The organism is Bradyrhizobium sp. (genome assembly GCF_035701725.1).
Taxonomy (GTDB): Bacteria; Pseudomonadota; Alphaproteobacteria; order Rhizobiales; family Xanthobacteraceae; genus Bradyrhizobium.
The window spans coordinates 1-21,434 of sequence record NZ_DASSRP010000221.1 but is presented as its reverse complement, the minus strand read 5'-3'; the positions used below and the strand labels follow the sequence as shown (position 1 = coordinate 21,434).

Annotated in this window: 18 protein-coding genes; 8 read left to right on the top strand and 10 right to left on the bottom strand. The window is 63.1% G+C overall.

Annotated features, from left to right (window positions below; translation table 11 throughout):
• Positions 1 to 7: 7 nt before the first annotated feature.
• The 6 genes from VFL62_RS12855 to VFL62_RS12830 all read right to left on the bottom strand — a co-directional run bounded on the left by VFL62_RS12855 (position 8) and on the right by VFL62_RS12830 (position 7,204).
• Positions 8 to 793, bottom strand: coding sequence for an enoyl-CoA hydratase/isomerase family protein (locus tag VFL62_RS12855; protein ID WP_325172756.1), 786 nt, complete (start codon positions 791 to 793; stop codon positions 8 to 10).
• Between the two features lie 155 nt (positions 794 to 948).
• Positions 949 to 3,087, bottom strand: coding sequence for a molybdopterin oxidoreductase family protein (locus VFL62_RS12850; RefSeq protein ID WP_325172755.1), 2,139 nt, complete (start codon positions 3,085 to 3,087; stop codon positions 949 to 951).
• Positions 3,088 to 3,215: 128 nt separating this feature from the next.
• Positions 3,216 to 3,842 carry an isoprenylcysteine carboxylmethyltransferase family protein gene (locus tag VFL62_RS12845; protein WP_325172754.1) on the bottom strand — a complete coding sequence of 209 codons (627 nt, stop codon included), beginning with the start codon at positions 3,840 to 3,842 and terminating at the stop codon, positions 3,216 to 3,218.
• A 158-nt stretch (positions 3,843 to 4,000) separates the two neighbouring features.
• The gene (locus VFL62_RS12840) at positions 4,001 to 4,756 is read right to left on the bottom strand and encodes a 3-oxoacyl-ACP reductase family protein (RefSeq protein ID WP_325172753.1); all 756 of its coding nucleotides are present in this window, start codon (positions 4,754 to 4,756) and stop codon (positions 4,001 to 4,003) included.
• Positions 4,753 to 6,126, bottom strand: a complete 1,374-nt coding sequence (locus VFL62_RS12835; RefSeq protein WP_325172752.1) for an MmgE/PrpD family protein — start codon at positions 6,124 to 6,126, stop codon at positions 4,753 to 4,755. Before VFL62_RS12835 ends, VFL62_RS12840 begins: the two co-directional genes overlap by 4 nt.
• Positions 6,127 to 6,151: 25 nt before the next feature.
• Complete coding sequence (locus VFL62_RS12830) at positions 6,152 to 7,204, bottom strand: ABC transporter substrate-binding protein (RefSeq protein ID WP_325172751.1); 1,053 nt, start codon at positions 7,202 to 7,204, stop codon at positions 6,152 to 6,154.
• A gap of 219 nt (positions 7,205 to 7,423) precedes the next feature.
• Here VFL62_RS12830 and VFL62_RS12825 point away from each other — a divergent pair, with 219 nt between their 5' ends.
• From VFL62_RS12825 to VFL62_RS12805, 5 genes are all read left to right on the top strand, one after another.
• Positions 7,424 to 8,440, top strand: a complete 1,017-nt coding sequence (locus tag VFL62_RS12825; protein WP_414644699.1) for a tripartite tricarboxylate transporter substrate binding protein — start codon at positions 7,424 to 7,426, stop codon at positions 8,438 to 8,440.
• 18 nt (positions 8,441 to 8,458) lie between these two features.
• Positions 8,459 to 8,929: a (2Fe-2S)-binding protein gene (locus VFL62_RS12820; RefSeq protein WP_325172750.1), complete on the top strand. Its 471-nt coding sequence runs from the start codon at positions 8,459 to 8,461 to the stop codon at positions 8,927 to 8,929.
• Positions 8,926 to 11,064: a xanthine dehydrogenase family protein molybdopterin-binding subunit gene (locus tag VFL62_RS12815; RefSeq protein WP_325172749.1), complete on the top strand. Its 2,139-nt coding sequence runs from the start codon at positions 8,926 to 8,928 to the stop codon at positions 11,062 to 11,064. The genes VFL62_RS12820 and VFL62_RS12815 overlap by 4 nt, the downstream gene beginning before the upstream one ends.
• The gene (locus tag VFL62_RS12810; protein WP_325172748.1) at positions 11,061 to 11,762 is read left to right on the top strand and encodes a substrate-binding domain-containing protein; all 702 of its coding nucleotides are present in this window, start codon (positions 11,061 to 11,063) and stop codon (positions 11,760 to 11,762) included. Before VFL62_RS12815 ends, VFL62_RS12810 begins: the two co-directional genes overlap by 4 nt.
• A 201-nt stretch (positions 11,763 to 11,963) precedes the next feature.
• On the top strand, positions 11,964 to 12,740 hold the full coding sequence (locus VFL62_RS12805; protein WP_325172771.1) for an alpha/beta hydrolase: 777 nt from the start codon (positions 11,964 to 11,966) through the stop codon (positions 12,738 to 12,740).
• A 130-nt stretch (positions 12,741 to 12,870) separates the two neighbouring features.
• Here the strand turns inward: VFL62_RS12805 and VFL62_RS12800 are convergent, their stop codons facing one another.
• Positions 12,871 to 13,623 (bottom strand): FadR/GntR family transcriptional regulator, encoded by a 753-nt coding sequence (locus VFL62_RS12800; RefSeq protein ID WP_325172747.1) that lies wholly within the window; start codon positions 13,621 to 13,623, stop codon positions 12,871 to 12,873.
• Positions 13,624 to 13,794: 171 nt separating this feature from the next.
• Here VFL62_RS12800 and VFL62_RS12795 point away from each other — a divergent pair, with 171 nt between their 5' ends.
• The 3 genes from VFL62_RS12795 (at position 13,795) to VFL62_RS12785 (ending at position 16,841) form a co-directional block, all read left to right on the top strand.
• On the top strand, positions 13,795 to 14,796 hold the full coding sequence (locus VFL62_RS12795) for a TRAP transporter substrate-binding protein (protein WP_325172746.1): 1,002 nt from the start codon (positions 13,795 to 13,797) through the stop codon (positions 14,794 to 14,796).
• A gap of 198 nt (positions 14,797 to 14,994) precedes the next feature.
• Positions 14,995 to 15,531, top strand: coding sequence for a TRAP transporter small permease (locus VFL62_RS12790; protein WP_325172745.1), 537 nt, complete (start codon positions 14,995 to 14,997; stop codon positions 15,529 to 15,531).
• Between the two features lie 20 nt (positions 15,532 to 15,551).
• Positions 15,552 to 16,841 (top strand): TRAP transporter large permease, encoded by a 1,290-nt coding sequence (locus tag VFL62_RS12785; protein WP_325172744.1) that lies wholly within the window; start codon positions 15,552 to 15,554, stop codon positions 16,839 to 16,841.
• Positions 16,842 to 16,877: 36 nt separating this feature from the next.
• On the opposite strand, the gene VFL62_RS12780 is transcribed toward VFL62_RS12785, so the two are convergent.
• From VFL62_RS12780 to VFL62_RS12770, 3 genes are all read right to left on the bottom strand, one after another.
• Positions 16,878 to 18,125: an amidohydrolase family protein gene (locus VFL62_RS12780; protein WP_325172743.1), complete on the bottom strand. Its 1,248-nt coding sequence runs from the start codon at positions 18,123 to 18,125 to the stop codon at positions 16,878 to 16,880.
• A gap of 94 nt (positions 18,126 to 18,219) precedes the next feature.
• Positions 18,220 to 19,578: an MFS transporter gene (locus tag VFL62_RS12775; RefSeq protein ID WP_325172742.1), complete on the bottom strand. Its 1,359-nt coding sequence runs from the start codon at positions 19,576 to 19,578 to the stop codon at positions 18,220 to 18,222.
• A 91-nt stretch (positions 19,579 to 19,669) separates the two neighbouring features.
• Positions 19,670 to 21,214, bottom strand: a complete 1,545-nt coding sequence (locus VFL62_RS12770; protein ID WP_325172741.1) for a M28 family peptidase — start codon at positions 21,212 to 21,214, stop codon at positions 19,670 to 19,672.
• Positions 21,215 to 21,434: the final 220 nt, after the last annotated feature.

Below are 21,434 nucleotides of genomic sequence, written 5' to 3'. Positions count from 1 at the left end.
CCTGTGCCTACTTCCCTGGCCAGACCGGTTTGCGCTTCTCGGCAAAGGCCTTCAGCCCTTCCTTGGCATCCTCGGTCATGGCAAGCAGCGCAATCTGGCTCTCGGTATAGGCGATCGCCTCGTCGAATGACATGGAGGCGATGGCGCGCATGGCATATTTGCCGCGCCGGATCGCGGTCGGCGACTTGTCGATGATGCGGCCGATCAGCCAATCCACCTTGGCGTCGAGTTCGGCGGCCGGCACCACGTGGTTCAACAGCCCCGCGGTCATCGCCGTCTTGGCATCGAATGGTTCGCCGGTGATCGCCCATTCGTTGACCACACGCCGCGGCGCGATTGACTGTAACAGGCTCAGCACCTGCATCGGAAATACCCCGACCTTCACCTCCGGCAGGCCGAAGATCGCGTTGTCGGCGGCGATCGCCATGTCGGTCATGCACAAAAGCCCCATGCCGCCGGCCATGCAGACGCCGTTGACGCGCGCGATCGCCGGTTTTGTCGCATTCTGCGACAGCCGCAAGAGATCGGCGAAATCGACATTGGGTTTGGAAAAATCCTGCGCGGCAAATGCCCCGCCGGTATTCTGCAGGTCGGCGCCGGCGCAAAACGCCTTGTCGCCCGCCCCGGTCAGCACGATCACGCGCACGGCCGCATCCTCGTGCGCGGCGCGATAGCCGCGTCCAATTCCGGCGATGACATCGGCGTTGATCGCGTTGCGCTTCTCCGGGCGGTTGATGGTAATCCAGAGCGCGCTGCCGCGCTTTTCGATGAGAACGCTGGTGTCGTCGGTCATGGGTGCTTCTCCCGTCATTGCGAGCGATAGCGAAGCAATCCGGAGCGCCATAAGCAAGGGCTGGATCGCTTCGGAGCTCACGCTGCTTGCGCAAACGCCTCGCGTTTGTCGCAGCCGATGACGGCTGAAATCTAGAATGCGTCTTGATTAGAAATCTAGGGCGTCGGAATCGCGTCCGCGTCCGCCTTCCTGATCCAGACCTTGTTATCGTGGAACGCGGCGCCGCCGACCGGCGCAACGGCCTCGGCACCCGTCAGCATGTTGATGCCTTTGCCGCCGATATGGGCCTTGTTGGGATGGATCGACTCGGCGATCAAAACACCGCGCCGCACGCCATCGAAATGCTTGGCAACCAGCGTGGTTTGCCCACGCAAGTTGCCGAGCGTCACCGCCTCGCCGTCCTCGATGCCGAGCCTTAAAGCATCTTCTGGATGGATCATCACGCTCGGCGCGCCCTCGCGGGCCTGCGAGGATGGCGTCTCGTTAAAGGACGTATTGAGGAAGCTGCGCGACGGGCTGGTCGCCAGTCGGAACGGATGCGCTTCGTCGACCTCCTCGATCGCAGCCCAGTGATCGGGCAGCGAGGGCATCTTGTCCCACGCTCCCATCATGCCGGCGTTGCCGAGCGGCACGTTGGCCCAATCGGCCTTGAAATGGAACTTGCCGTCCTTGTGCGCAAAGCCGTCGAGGTAATGCGAGGTGCGGAAGTCCGGCTGGAGATCGCGCCACAGATCCGCCTCCAGCGCTTCGATGCCGCCGTGGCCGCTCTTCTTCAATGTCGCATCGATCAGCTCGCGCGGAGACATCTCGAAACCGGGATGCGAAATCTTCAAGCGCGTGGCGAGCCCCTGCAGCACTTCGTGGTTGGAGCGGCACTCGCCGGGGGGCTCGATCAGCTTGGCACCGACCGAAATGTGCTGATGACCACCACCGTAATAAAGGTCGTCGTGCTCCAGGAACATCGTCGCCGGCAGCACGAGGTCGGCCATTTGCGCGGTCTCGGTCATGAACTGCTCATGCACCGCGACGAACAGGTCCTTGCGGGCAAAGCCGCGGCGCACCAGCGCCTGTTCCGGCGCCACCGTCATCGGATTGGTGTTCTGGATCAGCATCGCCTTGACCGGAGGGCCGTTGTGAAGCGCGGCCGGATCGCCGGTCAGGATGCGCCCGATCTTCGATTGATCGAGCCGCCGCGTCGATGAATCGATCGCGTCATGGCCCTCGATGATGGATTCATCGAACTTCCACAGCGCGAAATTGTTGAAGAATGCGCCGCCGCCTTCATATTGCCAGGCGCCCGTCACGGCGGGGATGCATAGCGCCGCGTGCATTTGCGTCGCGCCGTTGCGGCTGCGGGTAAAACCATAGCCGAGGCGGAAATACGTCCGCTTGGTCTGGCCAACGAGGCGGGCGAAAGCCTCGATCTCTTCTGCCGGCACGCCGCAGATGCCGGAAGCCCACTCGGGATTGCGCGTCTTCAGGTGCGCCTCGAGCTCGTTCGGGCAATCGGTGTACTTGTCCATATAGGCGCGATCGGCATAGCCATCGCGGAACAGCACGTGCATGACGCCGCAGGCAAAGGCGCCGTCGGTGCCGGGCTTGAGCAGGATCTTGATGTCGGCCTGCTTCATGGTCTCGTTGTTGTAGATGTCGACCGCGGCGATCTTGGCGCCGCGTTCCTTTCGCGCGCGCATCGCATGCGTCATCACATTGACCTGGGTGTGCACGGGATTGGTGCCCCAGATCACCACCAAATCAGAGACGCCCATCTCGCGCGGATCGACGCCGGCAATCTTGCCGGTGCCGGCGGCAAAGCCGACGCGGGCGATGGTCGAGCAGATCGTGGAATAAAAGCGCGAATACTTCTTCACGTGCGCGAGACGGTTGATGCCGTCGCGCATCACCAGGCCCATGGTGCCGGCATAGTAATAGGGCCAGACGGATTCGGCGCCGAACTCGCGCTCCGCGGCATTGAAGCGGCCGGCGATCTCGTCAAGTGCATCATCCCAGGAAATGCGCGCGAACTTGCCCGAGCCTTTCGGGCCGACGCGGAACATCGGATGGGTCAGCCGGTCGGGATGGTGGATGCGCTCGGCGTAGCGCGCAACCTTGGCACACACCACACCGGCGGTATAGGTCTGGACCTTGGAACCCCTGACACGGCCGATCGAGGAGCCATCGATCACCTCGACGTCAAGCGCACAGGCCGACGGGCAGTCGTGCGGACAGGTCGAGTGGCGGATGGCGATTTTGGCGCGGGAGGCCGGCGGCTCGATTTTGGCGTGCTGGTTCATAGGGTTAAAATTATCATCAAAAACCGGAGCCGCCAGCGGCTTTATCGGGCAATGCAGGAATGAAATAGGCACATTGCGGGCCGCCGATCGTGGCCGCCCGTCGGCTTACCCGTCACCTGACCCGTGGTCTAACCCGCCTTGAGGAAGGGCACGATCATCGGCACACGGCGGCAATAAGCCGCGTAGGCGTCGGTGCCGAGCTCCACCGACAGGAAACGCTCTTCCATCCGCGCCTTCTGCCATTCGCCGAACGGAATCAGAAGCGTACCGAGGATTGCGGCCCAGTTGCCGATCGCAATCCCGGTCGCGATCATCCCGACAATCTGACCGGTATAGATGGGATGCCGCACCACCCCGTAAGGTCCGGTGTCGATGATGCGGTGGTCTTCCTTGTGGGTGATGGCATTGGACCAGAACCGGCCCAGATGAATCCGCGCCCACCAAGTGAAGCAAAGGCCGAGCACCACCACCAGCGCCAGCCCATAGGTCACGCTATTGCTGAGGTGATAGAGCGGCGTCGCGCCCAAGAGGTGCTCGACTGGAGGCGCCAGGAAGATGGCCCCGAGCAGAATCGGCCCCCGATAGACCCAGGCGTTGAGCGTGCGCACGGCCGTCTTGGTGCGGCCCGACCAGACCGAGGCGGCAATCCAGCTCGCCGCAAAGGCCAGCCAGATGATTGCGAACAGGCTGGTCGGCCAGGTGACGATCCATCCGCTAAAGATCGTCGTGGAGATATCGTTGAGACTGTTGAACATGATTTGACCGTCGCCGACGCGGACCTACGCGTCAAGTATCCCTTCTCTATTACCACGCCGCCTTGCGGTACAGACGGAACAAGTCGGAAACGTCCTCCGAGCAGTGGAATACGCGATAGAATCGGCGTTCCCGCAACGCCGGTGATGGATCGGCTGGCCTACCCGCCGAAATAGGCTCCGCCATTGGCGTGAATCGCCTGGCCGTTGATATAGCGCGCCGCGGGGCTGCACAGGAATCTGACCGCGGCGGCGACATCTTCCGGCTTGCCGCGCTCACCGGTGATGGTGCGGTGGATCAGGTGGTGCGCGGGCTCGGGCGTGTTCTTCGGGCGCGGCGTGCCGATGATCCCGGGCACCACGCAATTCACGGTGATCCCGTCGGACGAGAGATCATGCGCCAGCGCGCGGGTGAGGCCGACAATGCCGGACTTCGCCGTCACCACATGGGCGCGGTCGCTGGCGCCGGTATGCGCGCTCAAGCCGCCGATATTGACGATGGTCCCTGCCCCGCTCTTCTTCAGGTGCGGCAGGCAGGCCTTCACGCAATGAAAGGTGCCGTCGAGGATCACATTCATGACCTCGCGCCAGTCGGCGTAGGTCATTTCCGCGAACGGCTTTTCCCGTCGCAGCGCCGCGTTGTTGACGAGGATATCGATCCGGCCGAATTCATTGACCGCCATGTCGACCATCGCCTGAACGGCGGCGGGATCGGCGATATCGCCGATGTGAACCAGTGCCTTTTGCCCCGTGGTCTCGACCTCGCGCGCGACCGCCTTGGCCTCGTCGCGATTGCTCCGCGAATTCACGACCACGGAAGCGCCATCATCGGCAAGCGCCAGTGCAATGGCGCGGCCGATGTTGCGCCCGGAGCCCGTCACGATCGCGACCTTGCCGGTGAGTTCGTTGGCGCTCATTGTCGCAGCCCCTTCAGTTCAATCTTTCCGCCGTAAAGCCCCGCCAGCAGTTTCAGCATCGCCTCGCTTTGCCCTTTGCTCCAGCCGCCGTGCTGGACGTTGAGCGCGAACTTGTCGGTGACATCCTGCCGCGTCAACGGCTCCTGGGCGCCGCCGCGCAGATATGGCTGCCGCTCCTCGACGACGCTCCCGTCTCTCAGCGTCGCCTTGATGTGACCGGTGTAGTTGCTGGGATAGGGATTATCGGGATCGATGACGAATTTGACTTTTGAAGCCAGCGCCAATACCCGCTCGTCACGGATCGCCTCTTCCGTGAAGGCGCCGAGGCCGACGCCGCCATGCACGAAGCCGGCCGAGAGCAGATATGGCACGGCAAATTTGGCGGCATAACCATTGCGCGGGCGCTGCTTGTCTGCGAGCGGCTCCCACAGCCGGTGCACGGTGCCTTCGGCAACCTCGCACAAGATGGATTTGATATCTTCGGCCTTGATGCCGCGCGCGGCTAGCCGCCTGGCGCAATCGATATAGGGCTGCGCCATCGTCCCGCAGGGATATGGCTTGAAGGCGAGCGTATCGGTGACCCAACGCGTGCCAAAGTCGCCAACCAGCGCGTCGTAGTCGCCCTTGGCGGTGTGGGCAAAGCCATGAAACAGGCCGTGCACGCCCTCGAACACCGTGCGCGGCCCGACGAAACCCTGCCTGGCGAGCAGCGCGGCGCGAATGCCCGATTGTGCCGCCCAACCGGCATGCATCCGCTTGGTCCAGGCGCCCTCAGCAAGATATTCGATGATGCCGCCGGCCATGCTGCCGGCAATGCCGAGCGCGTCCACGATCTGTTTGGCGCTTAGGCAAAGCGCGGCGCTGACGCCGGCGGCGGCGCCCATCGCGCCGAAAATCGCGGTCGGATGAAAGCCAGCTTTGTGCACCGCTTTCGGCACCACGAGGCTCAGACGACACAGCACTTCGGTGCCGACCGCAATCCCGGTCAGCGCGCGAGCGCCATCCGCACCGTGGCGCTCACAGGCTGCGAGCACCGCCGGCACGATCACCGCGCCGGCATGGACCGGACCGCCCTCGAAGGTGTCGTCGAAATCCTCACCATGCGCTGATGTGCCGTTAACGAACGCCGCACCCGACGCGGTCAGCGTCCGCGTGTGTCCGATCACCGTGCAGGGACCGTCGTCCTCGCAGCCGTCGAGCGCGGCATTGACGTAGTCCTCGTTGCGCGCGGTGACACAGAGACCGACGACGTCGATCAGGAGATCTTCGCACTTGCGCGTTGTCGCCGCCGGCAAAACGCCAGGCTGGAGCGCCGCGATTCGTTCCGCCAGCGTCTCGGCGACAGCAACCTTCGGCAATTCGGAGGACATGAGACAGCTCTCGTTTGGGAGGATCTCAGACGCGGAAGATGCGGGTGTAGCGCTGCCTGATGCCGGGGCCTTGTTGCTCCACGGCCGCGGGATCGTCCTTCAGGGTCTTGATGTCCTTGAGTGCGGTCCAACCCGGCTTTTCCTTTGTCTGGGGGTGCAGCGAGCGCAATCCGCCGACGTCGATCATGAGCTGCTGCGCCTCGCGGCTGAAGCAGAACGACTGAAACAGCCGGGCGGCACTCGGATGCGGCGCGCCCTTGAAGATGCCGTTGGGGCCGATGATCATGGGCGAGCCTTCGGTCGCATAGACCGGCGCGACCGGCTTGCCGCCTTCTCTGAGTTGCAGAATGTTGTATTCGTTTCCATCCGCCATTACGGCGCGTTCGCCGAGTTCGAGCTTCTTCGGCGGATCAGCCGAGGACTGCACCTGCATCACGTTCTGCTTGGCGAGTTGTTCGAAGAAGCTCCAGCCGAGGTCGCGCTGCAACTGGTAGGTCGCGGTCATGATGGTGCCGCTGTAACCGGGATGGCCCTTGACGATCTTCCCCTTCCATTTCGGATCGAGCAGATCGGCGAAACTCTTCGGCGCTTCGTCCGCTTTCACCATGCCGGTGTTGTAGGCGATGATGGAAAGCCACACGCGCCAGCTTGCGAACTGCCCGTCAGGATCCTTGTGCTCCGGCGGGTAATATTTCGCGACGTCGTCGGGCACATAGGCTTCGAGAATGCCGTCGCGTTTCCAGACGATGAAGTGCGCGGCATCCGACGAATTCACCACATCGACGGCATGGATGTTGGAGGAGTATTCCTGGCCGATGCGCTGGAACACACGCTCGGCGCCGGTACGCTCGACGCGTACGGAGATGCCGTCATATTTCGCCTCAAAGGCCTTGGCGAGCTTCTCGGCCACGGGCAAATCTACAGAAGTATAGTAGACGACCTGGCCTTCCTTCTTGGCCGCCGCGATCAGGGCCGGCGTCACTTCTGCCGCCGGCGGCGCATCGGCCAGCACGCGGGTCGCAAGCGCCGAGCTTGCAAGCCATCCGCCCGCAAACTTCAACGCGCATCTGCGGGACATTGGTGTCGTTCGCATCTCTTCCCTGATTCGTTTTGTTGGCCGGGTCGTGATATCGGCCGGTTCGTGGCCGCTTAACCCTGCATGTTGCATTTTATTCCCTCTCCGCCCCGAGTCCATGCGCAAGTCCATGTGGTTGCTGGACTTGGCGCCCCTTTCGGGCCAAAAGACGAGCACCAAAGGCGCCCAGGAAGAGACCAAACAGACGGCGGGAGCCACGCGTTGAGATCGGCCGACGAAGAGATGACAGGCACCCATTCCGCTGCCGCGGCCTCGTTCCTCCGCGCGCCGGCACTGGTTTTCCTTGGGCTGCTTGCTTTCCTCGTCGCGCCTGGCCATGCGCAGGATTATCCAAGCCACGCGGTGCGCATCATCGTCCCCTTCGGCGCCGGGGGGCCTGCCGATGTCGCCGCCCGCCTGGTCGGCAATGCGCTTGCCGAAAGTCTCAAGCAACCTTTCGTGATCGAGAACAGGCCGGGCGCCGGATCGGTGATCGGGACGCAGGAAGTCGCGAAAGCCGCACCCGACGGCTATACGCTGCTTCTGATGTCGAACGCCCAGACAGCGAATGAGTCGCTGGTGCCGCAGCGCAAGTATGAGCTGATGCGCGACCTGGTGCCGATTGCGCCGCTTAACGTCGCCGATCTCGTGATCGTCGTGCATCCGTCGGTACCGGCGAACTCGCTGAAGGAATTCATCGCGCTGGCGAAGTCACAGCCGGGCAAACTGAATTATGCGTCTTCCGGCCAGGGCACGCCCTATCACATGGCGGGCGAGCTCTTCAAAACCATGGCGGGCATCGACGTGGTTCACGTGCCCTATCGAAACAGCGGCGAAGCGCGCAATGGCGTCATCGGCGGCCAGGTGCAGATGATGATCGATGCCGTGACGACGATGGCGCCGAACGTCCTGCAGGGGCAAGTCCGCGCGCTCGCCACCACCGGCAAGGCGCGCTCGGTGGTGCTGCCGGAGGTGCCGACCGCGGACGAAGCCGGCGTCGGCGGCTATGAAGCGACGATCTGGCTCGGCCTGATGGCGCCCAAGGGAACGCCGAAGACAATCGTCGACCAACTCAACACGGCCGTGAACGCGGCGATCAGGCGGCCGGAAATCGTCAAGCTGTGGGCCGATCAGGGCGCGGTTCCGATGGTGATGACGCCGGAAGCCTTCGCCAAATTCTTGCGCGGCGACATCGTCAAATGGGCCGAGGTCGTCAAAACATTTCCAACCCAGCCTTAAGACCGGGATCCGTTTTCAATGCCAAACGTTCGCTTTCGCCTCAATGGCGTCGAGACCGAAATCGATGCCGATCCAGATACGCCCTTGCTCACGGTGCTCCGTAGCCAGCTCGGCCTGACGGGTTCGCATTTCGGTTGCGGCGCCGGCGAATGCGGTGCCTGTACCGTCCTGCTCGACGATCACGCCATCAATTCCTGCGACACGCCGCTATGGTCGGTGGCAGACAAGGCCGTCACCACGATCGAAGGGCTCGGCAGCGTCGAGAAGCCGCATCCGCTGCAGCGCGCCTTCATTGCCGAGCAGGCGCTGCAATGCGGCTATTGCCTTTCCGGCATCATGATGAGCGCCGCGGCGCTGTTGAAGCGCAATACCGATCCGACCAGCGCCGAGATCAAGGCTGCGCTCGACCGCAACCTGTGCCGCTGCGGTTCGCATAACCGCATGGTGCGCGCCATCCTGCGCGCCGCAGCCGAGATGCGCGCCTCATGACCAAGCCCGCCTCCCCTTCGTTGCCGCCGTCTCTGGCGGTCAATCCGAAACTGTCGTCGTGGATCAATTTCGCAGCCGACGGCGAAGTGATCGTATCGCCGGGCAAGGTCGAGATCGGCCAGGGCATCGTCACCGCGCTGGCGCAAATCGCCGCCGACGAGCTCGACGTCGATATTGCGCGCATCAGGATGGTGCGTGCGTCCACCTTCGCAAGCCCGAATGAGGGCGTCACTTCGGGCAGCCTGTCGGTGCAGCATTCCGGGCGTGCGATCCGCTTTGCAGCTGCGGAAATCCGTCGGATATTTTTGAACGCCGCCGCCGAGCGGTTTGGCGTCGCGCCCAACGTGCTCGGCATTTCGGACGGAACCATTACCGGCCCCGGCAACGTCGCGACCAGCTATTGGGAACTCGCAAGCGAGGTCTCGCTCGACCGCGACGCGACCGCGAGCGCGGAGCCGAAAGCCTCGGCACAGCGCACGCTCGCCGGCCATTCCGTGCAGCGTCTCGACATTCCCGACAAGGTGTTCGGCCGCCCGCGGTTCATTCACGATTCCCCGATGCCCGGTCTGTTGCATGGCCGCGTGCTGCGCCCCGAGCTCGCGCAGGCAACGCTCGTCGAACTCGATGAGGAGCGCGCACGCAAGATCGAGGGCCTGATCGCGATCGTGCGCGACGGCAATTTTGTCGGCGTGGTCTGCCAAAGCGAAGCCGGCGCCGAAGCCGCCGTTAACGCGTTACGCAAGGGCGCAAAATGGTCGTCGCGCGAAGATTTGCCGAACGAGGACGAACTCGCCGAATGGCTGAAACATCAGCCGGCGGAAACGGTCGTGATATCCGACAAGAAGGCGGCTTCGCCGTCGGCGGTCGTGCGTACGGTGAAACAGCAATATCACCGTCCCTATATCGCCCATGGTTCGATCGCGCCCTCCTGCGCCATGGCGCAATGGGACGGCGACAAGGTGCGCGTGTGGACGCACAGCCAGGGCGTTTATCTCCTGCGCTCCGATCTTGCGCTGGTGTTCAAGCTGCCGCGGGAGAATTTCATCGTCGAGCACATGGAGGGCGCGGGCTGCTACGGCCATAACGGCGCCGACGACGTGGCGCTCGATGCCGTGCTGCTTGCGCGGGCCGTCCAAGGTCGTCCGGTGCGGGTGCAATGGTCGCGCGCCGATGAAATGTCGCACGCGCCCTTTGGCGCGGCGATGACGATCGAGATTGAGGCCGGCCTCGATGCGAACGGCGAGATCGCCAGTTGGCGCCACACCATCTGGGGCAACGGCCACACCGCCCGCCCCGGCCGCGCCGATCTCCCGACCTTGCTGGCGGCAAGCGAACTCGAAAACCCGTTCCCGCGCGCGATCTCGGCCGATCCGCCGGCAGCCGGCGGTGGCGGCGCCGACCGCAATTCGATTCCGCTCTATGACTTTCCGTCATGGCACGTCGAGTTGCATCGGCTGACGACCATGCCGGTGCGCACCTCGGCGCTGCGCACGCTCGGCGCCCAAGGCAACACGTTCGCGATCGAGTCCCTGCTCGACGAACTTGCCTTCGAACGCGGCGCAGACCCGGTTGCCTTCCGCCTGCGCCACCTTTCCGATCCCAGGTCGCGCGATGTGGTTCAGGCCGCGGCCCGCCGCGCCGGCTGGAAACCTGCCAAGGAGCGGACCAAGGAAGACGGCGTCGGTTACGGAATCGGCTTCTCGCGCTACAAGAACACGGGCGCCTATTGCGCCGCCGTGGCGGAAGTCGAAGTCGGCGAAGATATTCGCGTCAGGAAACTGACCCTTGCCGTCGATGTCGGCGAGGCGATCAACCCGGACGGCGTCATCAATCAGATCGAGGGCGGCGCCATTCAAGCGACGAGCTGGGTGCTGAAGGAGCGCGTGCGTTTCGATTCCACACGCATTACCAGCACCTCCTGGACCGAATATCCGATTCTGCACTTTTCCGAAGTGCCCGATGTCGAGGTCGAGGTGATCTCGCGGCCCGAGATTGATCCCGTCGGCGCCGGCGAAGCCGCGCATGGCCCGGTGACCGCGGCGATTGCCAACGCGGTGTTCGATGCGCTCGGCGTGCGGCTTCGAACCTTGCCGATCACGCGCGACCGCCTGATCGCGGCGATGGAGCTATCATGACCAATTTGAACATCCTGAGCGGCGGCGCGGCGCAGGGCCTCGTCGGCAGCCTGGCGGCCAAGTTCAAAGCGCAGACCGGCCTGGATATCGGCGGCGACTTCGGCGCGGTCGGCGCGATGGCAGACAAGCTTCGCGCCGGTGCACCGGCCGACATTCTCATTCTCACGTCCGCCTTGATCGCGACGCTTGCGAAAGAGGGTCTTGCCGAAGGTACGTCGATGAAAGACGTCGGCCAGGTTGAGACGGCGCTTGCGGTTCGCGAATCCGATCCGCTGGTTTCGGCGCCCGATGCGACAAGCCTGCGCAACGTTTTCCTGGGCGCGGATGCGATCTTCGTCCCGGACACCAAAGCCTCGACCGCCGGTATTCATGTCGCGAAGGTCTTGGCGCAGCTCGGCATCGCCGACGAGATTGCGAGCCGCCTGAAGATCTATCCGAATGGCGCAACCGCAATGCGCCACATGGCGGAAAGCGACGCCACGCGGCCGGTCGGCTGCACCCAGGCGACCGAGATCATTGCCACCAAAGGCATCAGGGTCTCAGGCGCGCTGCCGAAGGGGTGCGAGCTTGCAACGGTCTATACAGCAGCCGTCACCACCAAGGCCGCCCACGCGCGCGAGGCGAAAATCCTGATCGAGCTGCTGACGGCCGCCGATCAGTCCACGGTTCGCGCACACGCAGGCTTCTTGCCGCTCTAGGCCAGGCACGAGTTCCGCCCTCACAACCGCGTGACACCGGGTAACAACGCAGCCCTTTTTTCAGAATATCGATGTGGGGAGCGGATCTGGCGCCAAGCCGTTCCGGAACCGGATGCGGCGGCGAGAAACGCGCGCCGCCGATTCAATTCTGAAGGGAGACCTTCCGTGAAAAGCCAAGACGATCTGCTGCACGTGCAGCCGATGAACCGCCGCGCGTTCGTAAACCTGATGGCTCTTGGAGCCGCGACCGCTCTGATCCCCGCTGCCGGCGCGGCGGCCGCAAACCCCACGCCGACAAAAGCACCCAACGTCGTTCTCGTGCACGGGCTGTTTGCGGACGGTTCTTGCTGGTCTGAAGTGATTCCGCGCTTGCAGGCGGCAGGTCTCAACGTCACCTCGGTGCAGAATCCGCTGACGACGCTGCCTGAAGCGGTTGATTCGGCCGAGCGCGTGCTGGCGCGAATGCAAGGGCCGACGGTTCTGGTCGGACATTCGTTCTCCGGAATGATCGTGACGGAAGCCGGCATGAATCCGAACGTCTCGGCTCTCGTCTATGTGGCGGCGCGCGCACCCGATGCCGGCGAGGACTACACCGCACTGGCAAAGACATATCCGACCCCGCCGGCATCCGCGGGCATTGTCTTCGACGGTGACGAAGGCCGGCTTGGCGAAGATGCCTTCCTCCGCGATTTCGCCGGTGACATTCCGGAAGCGAAGGCAAAGATCCTCTACGCGGTCCAGCAGCCGTTCCACAAGGCGCTGCTGGCAGGCAAGACCACGCACGCGGCCTGGCGCTCGAAGCCGAGCTTTTATGCGGTTTCGACCGAAGACCGCACGATCAATCCCGATCTTCAGCGTTTCATGGCCAAGCGCATGAACGCGACCACGATTGAAGTGAAGGCGAGCCATCTGGGGCTGATCTCCCATCCCGACGAAATCGCCCGGTTGATCCTGCAAGCCGCCGGACAGACTGCCTAGCGATGGACGCCGGCGGCATTGAGCCGACGGCGCAGCCGGCTTTCTCATCCATCGCAGGGCTGGATCGGTGTCGGCGTCCTGCAGCGCGACGAGTATCACCGCTGAGAGCGGGACGTGAGACCCGCGCCCGTCACTTGCTTGCGGCCGCAAGTTCGCGATAGCGCTCGCGGCTTTTCAAAAGATGCCCGCGCATGGCGTCTCGTGCCTTCTTCGACGAGCGGGCGCCGATCGCCTGGAAGATCGCCTCGTGTTCCTTCTCGATCCGGGAAAGATATTGGCGCGGGCTTTCGGAGCTGCCTTCAAACGAGCGGATGCTCTGCCGGGGAATGATCAGACGGCCGAGAAAATCCAGGAAATCGACAAAGCGCTGGTTTTGGGTCGCGGCGGCGATTGCAAGGTGAAAGGCGAAGTCTTCCTTGATCGCGCGATCTCCATTGGTGATGGCGCGGCTGAACACGCGCAACGCCTCGCCGATCGCCTTGATCTGCGCCGGCGTCGCCCGCTCGGCCGCAATCGCTGCGGCCTCCGATTCCACCGCCATGCGCAATTCCAGAATATCGAGCACGCTCTCGAGCGAACCGAGACCTTCGGGGTCGATCGCATAAGGCTGCCGGCCGGCCGCACGATCGACGAACGCGCCCGCCCCTTGCCGCGTGACCACGAGGCCGCGCGCCCTGAGCGCCGCCACCGCCTCGCGCACCACCGTGCGGCTCACGCCCATGCCCTTCATCATTTCCTGTTCGGAAGGCAATTTGGCGCCGACCGGCAATTTGCCGGACATGATCTGCTCGGCAAGACGGTCGACCACTTCCGAACTCAGGCTCTTCGGCGCGCCGAGTGGGCGCAACAGCCCCTCATGCTGAGGCTGCGCCGTAGCCGTCACGTCCGCGCTTGACTGAGGTTGTCGGGTCATCGTACAAGTTTAGCACAGCCCCGGAATGCCGGCAAATCCACCTGAGTGACTTTCGGATTTGTCCGGCCGCGGGGAGCCTGATAGCAACGACAAAAACAGGTCAGGTCATGACCGCGTATCGAACAGCTGGGAGGACGAGCGATGAAGCGTCGCGATTTCATGAAGCTTGGCGCCGGTTTTGGCGCCGCGGGTTTGGCCGGTAGCCTGCCCTTTAACGCGACCGCGCAGACCAAGGCGGTGTTCAAGGCCTCCGACGTCCAACCGCCCGGCTATCCAACCGTCGCCGCGACCGAGAACCTCGGCAAGAAGCTCGCCGAAGCCACGCAGGGCCGGCTGTCGATCCAGATGTTTCCGTCGATGCAGCTCGGCGGCGAGAAGGAAACCATCGAACAGACCCAGATCGGCGCGATCCAGATGTCGCGCGTCAGCGTCGGCACGATGGGGCCGATAGTCGACGATATCAACGTCATCAACATGCCGTTCCTGTTCAAGAACACCGCGCATGCCAACAAGATGATGGATGGACCGATCGGCCAGGAGCTGCTGGACAAGATCACCGCGAGCCCGAGCGCAAACCTGGTTGCGCTGTGCTGGATGGATTCCGGCGCGCGCTCGCTCTACAACACCAAGCACCCGATCAAGTCGATCGAAGACATCAAGGGATTGAAGTTCCGCGTCATCGGCAACCCGATCTTCGTCGACATGATGAACGCGCTTGGCGGCAATGGCGTCGCGATGGGCTACGACCAGGTATTCAGCGCATTGCAGACCGGCGTGATCGATGGCGCCGAGAACAACATGCCGAGCTACGTGTTTTCCAATCACTACACCGCCGCCAAGTACGTCTCGCTCACCGAACACCTGATCATTCCCGAGATCCTGGTGTTTTCGAAGCGGATCTGGAACACGCTTTCGGCTGACGATCAGAACCTGATCAAGAAATTCGCCCGCGAAGCCCAGCTCGAGGAACGCGGGTTCTGGAATGAATACGAACAGAAGGCGATGGAGAAGGCCAAGGCCGCCGGCAGCCAGATCATCGAGATCGCGGACAAGACACCATTCCAGAATGCGGTGAAGCCGGTCTGGGACAAGTACGGGCCGAAATATCAGGACATGATCAAACGTATTCAGGGCCTAGCTTAGTCCGCTATTCCGAGTCGTAACCGAGACGAACCAATCAGATCTTCCCAGCCGTCATTCCGGGGCGCGAGTGCAACGAGCGAACCCGGAATCCATAAAGACACGACAATGCTGGGAGAGATGGATTCCGGGTCTGCGCCTGACGGCGCATCCCGGAATGACGGACAGAATACTCGATGAGAAAACGGGAAGCGTAACGCCATGGCAGCCATATTCCGCCGCGCGATGGACGTGCTCTACTACGCCTGCGTGCTCGTCGGCTGCATCGCGCTGGTCCTGATCTCGGCGGTGATTCCCTGGGCGGTGTTCACCCGCTATGTGCTCAACAGCGCGGCCTCCTGGCCCGAGCCGCTCGCGGTTCTCCTGACCATCGTGCTGACCTTTATCGGCGCCGCCGCCGCCTACCGCCTCAACCTGCACATGAACGTCGGCTATTTCGCCAACCAGGCGCCGCCGCGAATTCGCAAATCGCTCGATCTCTTGGTGCAGCTCCTGATGGCTGCGATCGCGCTGTTCATGATCATCTGGGGCGAAAGCCTGGTCGAGGTAACCTGGCAAAACACGATTGCGGAGTTCCCGTTCCTGTCGGTCGGCGTTACCTACCTGCCGATTCCGGTCGGCGGCGCATGCCTGTTGCTGTTCATTATCGAGCGGGTCTGGCTCGGCGCACCTCCCGATCCGCTTCCTTCGCATGGCGAAGGTGCGGCGTCCCATGGCTCGGCCGCGTCGTTCGAGTAGGAATTCAGGGGAATCGCGCCATGGATATCTTCGTCCTTCTCGCTACCATGATCTGCTGCTTCCTCATCGGCATGCCGATCGCCTATTCGCTGGCGTTCGCCGCGATCGCCGGCGCCTGGTGGATCGGGATTCCGCTCGAGGCGGTGATGCTGAAAATCTCCGACGGCGTCAGCAAGGTGGCGATGCTGACGATCCCGTTCTTCGTGCTGGCCGGCGCGATCATGGCCGAGGGCGGCATGGCACGGCGGCTGGTCGCTTTTGCCGACGTGCTGGTCGGCTTCACCCGCGTGCGAGGCGGTCTCTCGGTGGTCAACGTGCTTGCCACCACTTTTCTCAGCGGCATCTCCGGCTCGGCGGTCGCCGATACGTCCGCGATCGGCTCCGTGATGATCCCGCAAATGGAAAAAACCGGCTTTCCCCGCGTCTTCGCCACCAATCTGACCATCACTTCGTCGGTTCAGGCGCTGCTGGTGCCGCCGAGCCACAACGCCGTGCTGTATTCGCTGGCGACCGGCGGCACCATTTCGATCAGCGCGCTGTTCATGGCCGGCGTGTTTCCAGGCCTGCTGCTTGGCTTTTCCCTCATCATTCTCTGCCTGGTCTTTGCCTATCGCGACAACCATCCGCGCGGCCAGACGGTGCCAGCCAAGGACGCGATCAAGATCACGGTCGAAGCGGCCTGGGGCCTGATCACGCTTGTGATCATCCTGGGCGGCATCTTGGGCGGCGTCTTCACCGCGATCGAAGCCGGCGCGGTCGCCTGCATCTGGGCGTTCTTCGTCACCATGTTCATCTACCGCGACTACAAGTGGCGGGACCTCCCGGTGCTGCTGCACCGGACGCTGCGTACGGTCGCGATGGTTCTGACCTTGATCGCCTGCGCCTCCAGCGTCGGCTACGTGATGGCGCTGACACAGATGCCGGCCAAGATGACGGCGTTCTTCCTGTCGATCTCGAGCAACAAGTACGTGATCCTGTTCCTGATCAATATTCTGCTGCTGGTGCTCGGCACGCTGGTGGATATGGCACCTTCGATCCTGATCGCGACGCCGATCCTGCTTCCGGTGATGCAGAATTTCGGCGTCGATCCCGTTCACTTCGGGATGATCATGCTGCTCAATCTGGGCATCGGCCTGTGTCACCCGCCGGTCGGCGCGATCCTGTTCGTCGGCTGCGCGGTCGGGAAAGTCACGATCGAAGAGGTGATGCGAAAGATCTGGCCATTCTACGCCGTAATGTTCGTGGTGCTGATGGCCGTCACCTATCTGCCGGAGATTTCGCTGTGGCTGCCGCGCCACGTGCTGCGGTGAAGATGCCTTTAGGTAGCCGATGCGGCCCGGCACGAACTACGCCTTCAGTTTGTTGAACTGAATCGTTCCAGCTTTCATGACCAGGGGAATATGCTCGCCCTGGCCAAGCAGACAGGCCACATCGCGCAACGGGTTTCCTTCGACGACCAGGAGATCGGCGAAGGCGCCGGGCACGATCCGGCCGAGCTTGCCCTCCATCCCCAGAACCTCAGCGCCGATCACGGTCGCGCTGACGACCGCTGCACGCGGACCAATGATTTCGGCGCGGATGCGAAACTCATCGCTCTGGAGGCGCTGGGACGGGCCCAGGAGATCGCTCCCGAAACCCATCTTGACGCCGGCTTCGCGGTAGATCTCAAGCGAGCGAAGGCCGGCATCGCGAACATCGGCGATCTTCGCCACGCTCTCCGGAGGCAGACCATATTGGGCCCCCTCATTGGCCAACGCTTCATAGGTCACGAGCGTCGGGACGACATAGGCCCCCTTTTCGGCCATGAGGCGCGCGGTCGGAAGATCGACGAGGTTGCCATGCTCGATGGTGCGTACGCCGCAGCGCACGGCGCGGGCGATCGCCTCGGCCGTATAGGCATGCGCGAGCACATAGGTTTGGCGCCCGTGCGCTTCGGCAACGATGGCGCGGATCTCGTCCTCGGAATAACCGAATGCGCCGACCGGATCGGTGGGTGAAGCAACCCCGCCGGACGCCATGATCTTGATCTGGTCGGCGCCCATCTGCAGTTCTTCGCGCGCCGCCTTGCGCACCCCATCTACGCCGTCGGCAACGCGCGCCAGTGCACCGACGCGCACGCAGCAGGGGCAAGGGCTATCGCTGGCCAGATAGTCCGAACGAGCCCGCATATCGCCGTGCCCGCCGGTCTGGCTGAGCGCCCGGCCGGAGACGAACAGTCTGGGGCCATCCGTCAGACCGCTCTCGATTGCCTGTTTCAGGGCATAACCGGCGCCGCCGGCGTCGCGGACCGTCGTGAAGCCACGCCGCAGCATCCCGCGCAACAACAGCGTCGAACGCAGCGTCACCAGCACGTTCGGCATGTGCACCTGCTGCGCCAGATTGAGTTCGACGGCAACCGCATGCACGTGCAGGTCGATCAAGCCCGGCATCAGCGTCTTGCCCTTGAGGTCAATGACCTGATCTGCGTTTGCCTGCAGCGGCCGGTCCGAAACCTCCTTGATCACGTTGCCTTCGACGAGGACGTCATGTTCTCCGCCGAGATCGGACTGCAGCGGGTCAAGAAGGGCGGCGTTCTTGAACAGGGTCGTCGGCATGGTGATTCCCTATGGTCAGGAGGTAGCGATTGTCTGCCGCGCGGGCAACGCGAGTTGGACGGCGAGAAAGCCTTTCAATGTTCTGACGCCATCCTCATGCGACCTTGCCCGCCGCAATCTCTTCCAGGGAGCGGCCGCGCGTTGGCACTCCCATCAGCACGACGGCGACCGCGCCGACCAGAAGGACGCTGGTTGTGACCCCGAACACGCCGACAAAGCCGAAATTGGGATAGAGATAACCGACAAGGTTCGGCGCAATGATCGCGCCGATGCGTCCGATCGCCGAGGCGAGCCCGGCGCCCGTGGTTCTGAACTGGGTCGGAAAGACCTCGGCCGTATAGGCATAGACGCCTGCATAGGTGCCGTTCATGAAGAAGGACAGGCAAATGCCGGCCAGCATGATCTGTTGCTCGGTGCCTGCGAAAGCGAGCCCGAGCGCAGCAGCGCCGCCAAGCATCATGTAGCAGGCGATGGTGGCCTGTCGGCCGATCTTCTCATTGAGCCAGGCGGCACTGAAGTAGCCGGGCGTCTGCGCGCAATAGATCGCGATCGAGTAAGCGAAGCTTCTGGTGATGCTCATGCCGTTTTGGACCAGAAGGCTCGGAATCCAGACGAAGAAGGAATAATAGCTGAAGGTGATCGACAGCCACATGATCCAGGTCATGATGGTGATGCGGGCCTGGCGGCCGGCGAGCAGCGCCACGAAATTGGCAAGCAATGTGCCGCCGCTGCTCGGAGGCGCAATCGCCTCGGGGACAGGTTCAGGAAGCACCTGGCCCCGCCGTGCAAAACCGGCCTCGATCTTGTCGAGCACGGCTTCGGCTTCGCCGTTGCGTCCACGGCTTTCGAGCCAGCGGGGCGATTCAGGCAACGCCTTGCGCCACCACAACAGCATGACGACGGGCACCGCGGTGATCACGAGCACGATGCGCCAGCCATCATCCCGCGTTGGAACAATGAAATAGCCAAGCAAGGCCGCCGCGATGAAGCCAAAGGAGAAGAAGCCGGCAAGCGCACCCGTAAAACTGCCGCGATAGCGGCGTGCCACGAATTCAGCGAGGTAGGGCGCGATAATCGCGCTTTCCGCGCCGGTGCCGATCCCTGCGACCACGCGCGCGGCAAAGAAGGACGGCCACGCATCTACGGCTGCGCTGACCAGCGATGCCGCGCAATAGAGCGCAAGCGCCGACATCATTACCGCGCGGCGGCCGATCAGATCACCGAGCATCCCGGCAAACAGGGCACCGAAGAAATATCCGATGAAGGTACTGCTGCCGAGCAGACCGATCTGGGCGCTGGAGAGATTCCACGCGGTGCGCAACACCGGCAGGATGAAGGCGATCACGGCCGCATCCATCGCATCGAACGTGTAGCCGAGGCCACCGAGGATCAACAGGTGCTTATGAAATCCTCCAAACGGAAGGCGCTCGATGCGCGCCGATATCATCGACATGAAGCTCCCCCTGGCGGCCGTGCGTCAAGTTGCCGTCCGAGCGCCGACCATAGCCCAATTCCCACCCATCCTGCTACGGCCGCACGCACACCTACCTTGATGGCGCGCCGGCGGCTTTCGGCGCCGAGAGCTCGCTGATTTCCATCTTGTTCGCGGTATCGATGATCTTCAAATAAGAACGCGCTACCGCCTCGATGCCCCAGGCTGGCACGAGGTCCACGGTGTCTGCATCCGAGTGGTAGAAGATGTGATCGATGACGTGAAAGCTTGGCGCGCGGGTGTAAATATGTTGCAACTCCCCGCCCGGCCGTCCCTCGGGGCGCGCATAGACAGCAACGCCGAACTCCTTCATCGAGCTCAGCACGATCCGCCGCAATGTCTCGCTGCCACCGACAAACCAGCGGCGCGCGCTCGTCTCGGTCGACGTCATCAGGCCTGCGCCGAGCCGATAGGTCTGTGTTTGTGAAGGATGCTCGCAATTGACGATCAGCGCGGTCTTATCGAGAAAGTCGCGCATGTTCTGATTGATCCACTTGATGCCGGACGCGCCGTGATGATGGTCTGGCGTGGTGACGAAGGTGATGGTACGCCGCCGCTGCTCCTTCGGCAGCGCTGCGTAGTGCCGGGCGATTTGCAACAGCATCACGATGCCGGAGGCATTGTCGAGCGCGCCCTCGAACATCGCATCCGTATGCGCCATGATGAGGATGTTCTCGTCCGTCGTGCCCGGCAGCACGCCCCAGACATTGGCGGTCTTCAGCCCGCTTTTTCGTTCGATGTCGGCGCGCAGCCGCAAGGTGACGTCCTTGCCGGCCTCGATCGCCTCGCGGATCGCTGTTCCCTCCTTCATACTGATGGTCAATGTCGGCGCCGTGGTGCCGGCGCCGGCCTCCGGTTCGGTCGTGACATTTCCCGGAATGTCCATGACGATGAGGACCATCGCCGCGCCCGCTTTGTTGGCCCGCAGCATCGAGCCGCTCCAGCGCGCGAGGTGATCGCGGCCGCCGGGCGTCGGGTTGCTGTAGAGAATGACCGCCTTGCCGCGCACGTCACGGTCTTTGAAATCCGCCGGCGTGCCGAGCCCGAGCCAGACTGCCGGCGCCTCGATCGTCTTGTTGTCGGTGCCGACGGTATCGGTGATCGGAAACGTGGTCTTCAGCGGCGTGACGGCATCGCCGACCACAAGGCTCGCCTCCCAGGAATTCGGATACCACAGCGGCGACATGTCGATTTCCTGCCGCCTCACCTGCTCGAGCCCGATCGCCTTGAACTGGCCGGCGATCCAGTCCTGAATCATCCGGTCGGACGGCATGCCGGCGATGCGGCCCCAGAACTGGTTGCCATCGTCGCGGCTCTTGCGCGAGATCGCGACGATATCGGGAATCTGCTGCTTCATCTTGAGGCCGTCGATATTGGCATAGGCCTCCTCGCCCGGCGGCAGTGGCCAGCGCAAATAGGCCTCGTCAGGCAGGAAAAGTTTCGCCGCATCATCCGGCAGGCGGAGATCGTCCTCGTAGAGTTTTTTCACCGGCGGCGGCGAGGTGTCCTTTGTCAATCCTGCGGTCTGCGCCTGGCCAAAGCACGGCACGCAGGCGCCGATCGTCATCATGGTTACGACGGCAAGAATTCTCTTCATCCAAATCGCGCTCCGGAGGGGATGCCCCCTTGGATACTGGGCTCGTCCGGCCGCTTGAAGCGCAAATCGGGCACGCGATGTTTTCGAAAACGCATGGGAGGCGCGGCAACTCACCTTTGGTGCAGCGCCCACAACCGCCAGGCCGAAACGCGCGGCCGACCGGGCGTGGTTGAGAAAACCCTAATCGATACATTCAATTGCAGCGATATCCGCGATCCGA

Bases quoted from the DNA above. Each gene is read 5' to 3' on its own strand.
- VFL62_RS12855 (WP_325172756.1), bottom strand. From the start codon at position 793: ATGACCGACGACACCAGCGTTCTCATCGAAAAGCGCGGCAGCGCGCTC.
- VFL62_RS12850 (WP_325172755.1), bottom strand. From the start codon at position 3,087: ATGAACCAGCACGCCAAAATCGAGCCGCCGGCCTCCCGCGCCAAAATC.
- VFL62_RS12845 (WP_325172754.1), bottom strand. From the start codon at position 3,842: ATGTTCAACAGTCTCAACGATATCTCCACGACGATCTTTAGCGGATGG.
- VFL62_RS12840 (WP_325172753.1), bottom strand. From the start codon at position 4,756: ATGAGCGCCAACGAACTCACCGGCAAGGTCGCGATCGTGACGGGCTCC.
- VFL62_RS12835 (WP_325172752.1), bottom strand. From the start codon at position 6,126: ATGTCCTCCGAATTGCCGAAGGTTGCTGTCGCCGAGACGCTGGCGGAA.
- VFL62_RS12830 (WP_325172751.1), bottom strand. From the start codon at position 7,204: ATGTCCCGCAGATGCGCGTTGAAGTTTGCGGGCGGATGGCTTGCAAGC.
- VFL62_RS12820 (WP_325172750.1), top strand. From the start codon at position 8,459: ATGCCAAACGTTCGCTTTCGCCTCAATGGCGTCGAGACCGAAATCGAT.
- VFL62_RS12815 (WP_325172749.1), top strand. From the start codon at position 8,926: ATGACCAAGCCCGCCTCCCCTTCGTTGCCGCCGTCTCTGGCGGTCAAT.
- VFL62_RS12810 (WP_325172748.1), top strand. From the start codon at position 11,061: ATGACCAATTTGAACATCCTGAGCGGCGGCGCGGCGCAGGGCCTCGTC.
- VFL62_RS12805 (WP_325172771.1), top strand. From the start codon at position 11,964: ATGAACCGCCGCGCGTTCGTAAACCTGATGGCTCTTGGAGCCGCGACC.
- VFL62_RS12795 (WP_325172746.1), top strand. From the start codon at position 13,795: ATGAAGCGTCGCGATTTCATGAAGCTTGGCGCCGGTTTTGGCGCCGCG.
- VFL62_RS12790 (WP_325172745.1), top strand. From the start codon at position 14,995: ATGGCAGCCATATTCCGCCGCGCGATGGACGTGCTCTACTACGCCTGC.
- VFL62_RS12785 (WP_325172744.1), top strand. From the start codon at position 15,552: ATGGATATCTTCGTCCTTCTCGCTACCATGATCTGCTGCTTCCTCATC.
- VFL62_RS12780 (WP_325172743.1), bottom strand. From the start codon at position 18,125: ATGCCGACGACCCTGTTCAAGAACGCCGCCCTTCTTGACCCGCTGCAG.
- VFL62_RS12775 (WP_325172742.1), bottom strand. From the start codon at position 19,578: ATGTCGATGATATCGGCGCGCATCGAGCGCCTTCCGTTTGGAGGATTT.
- VFL62_RS12770 (WP_325172741.1), bottom strand. From the start codon at position 21,214: ATGAAGAGAATTCTTGCCGTCGTAACCATGATGACGATCGGCGCCTGC.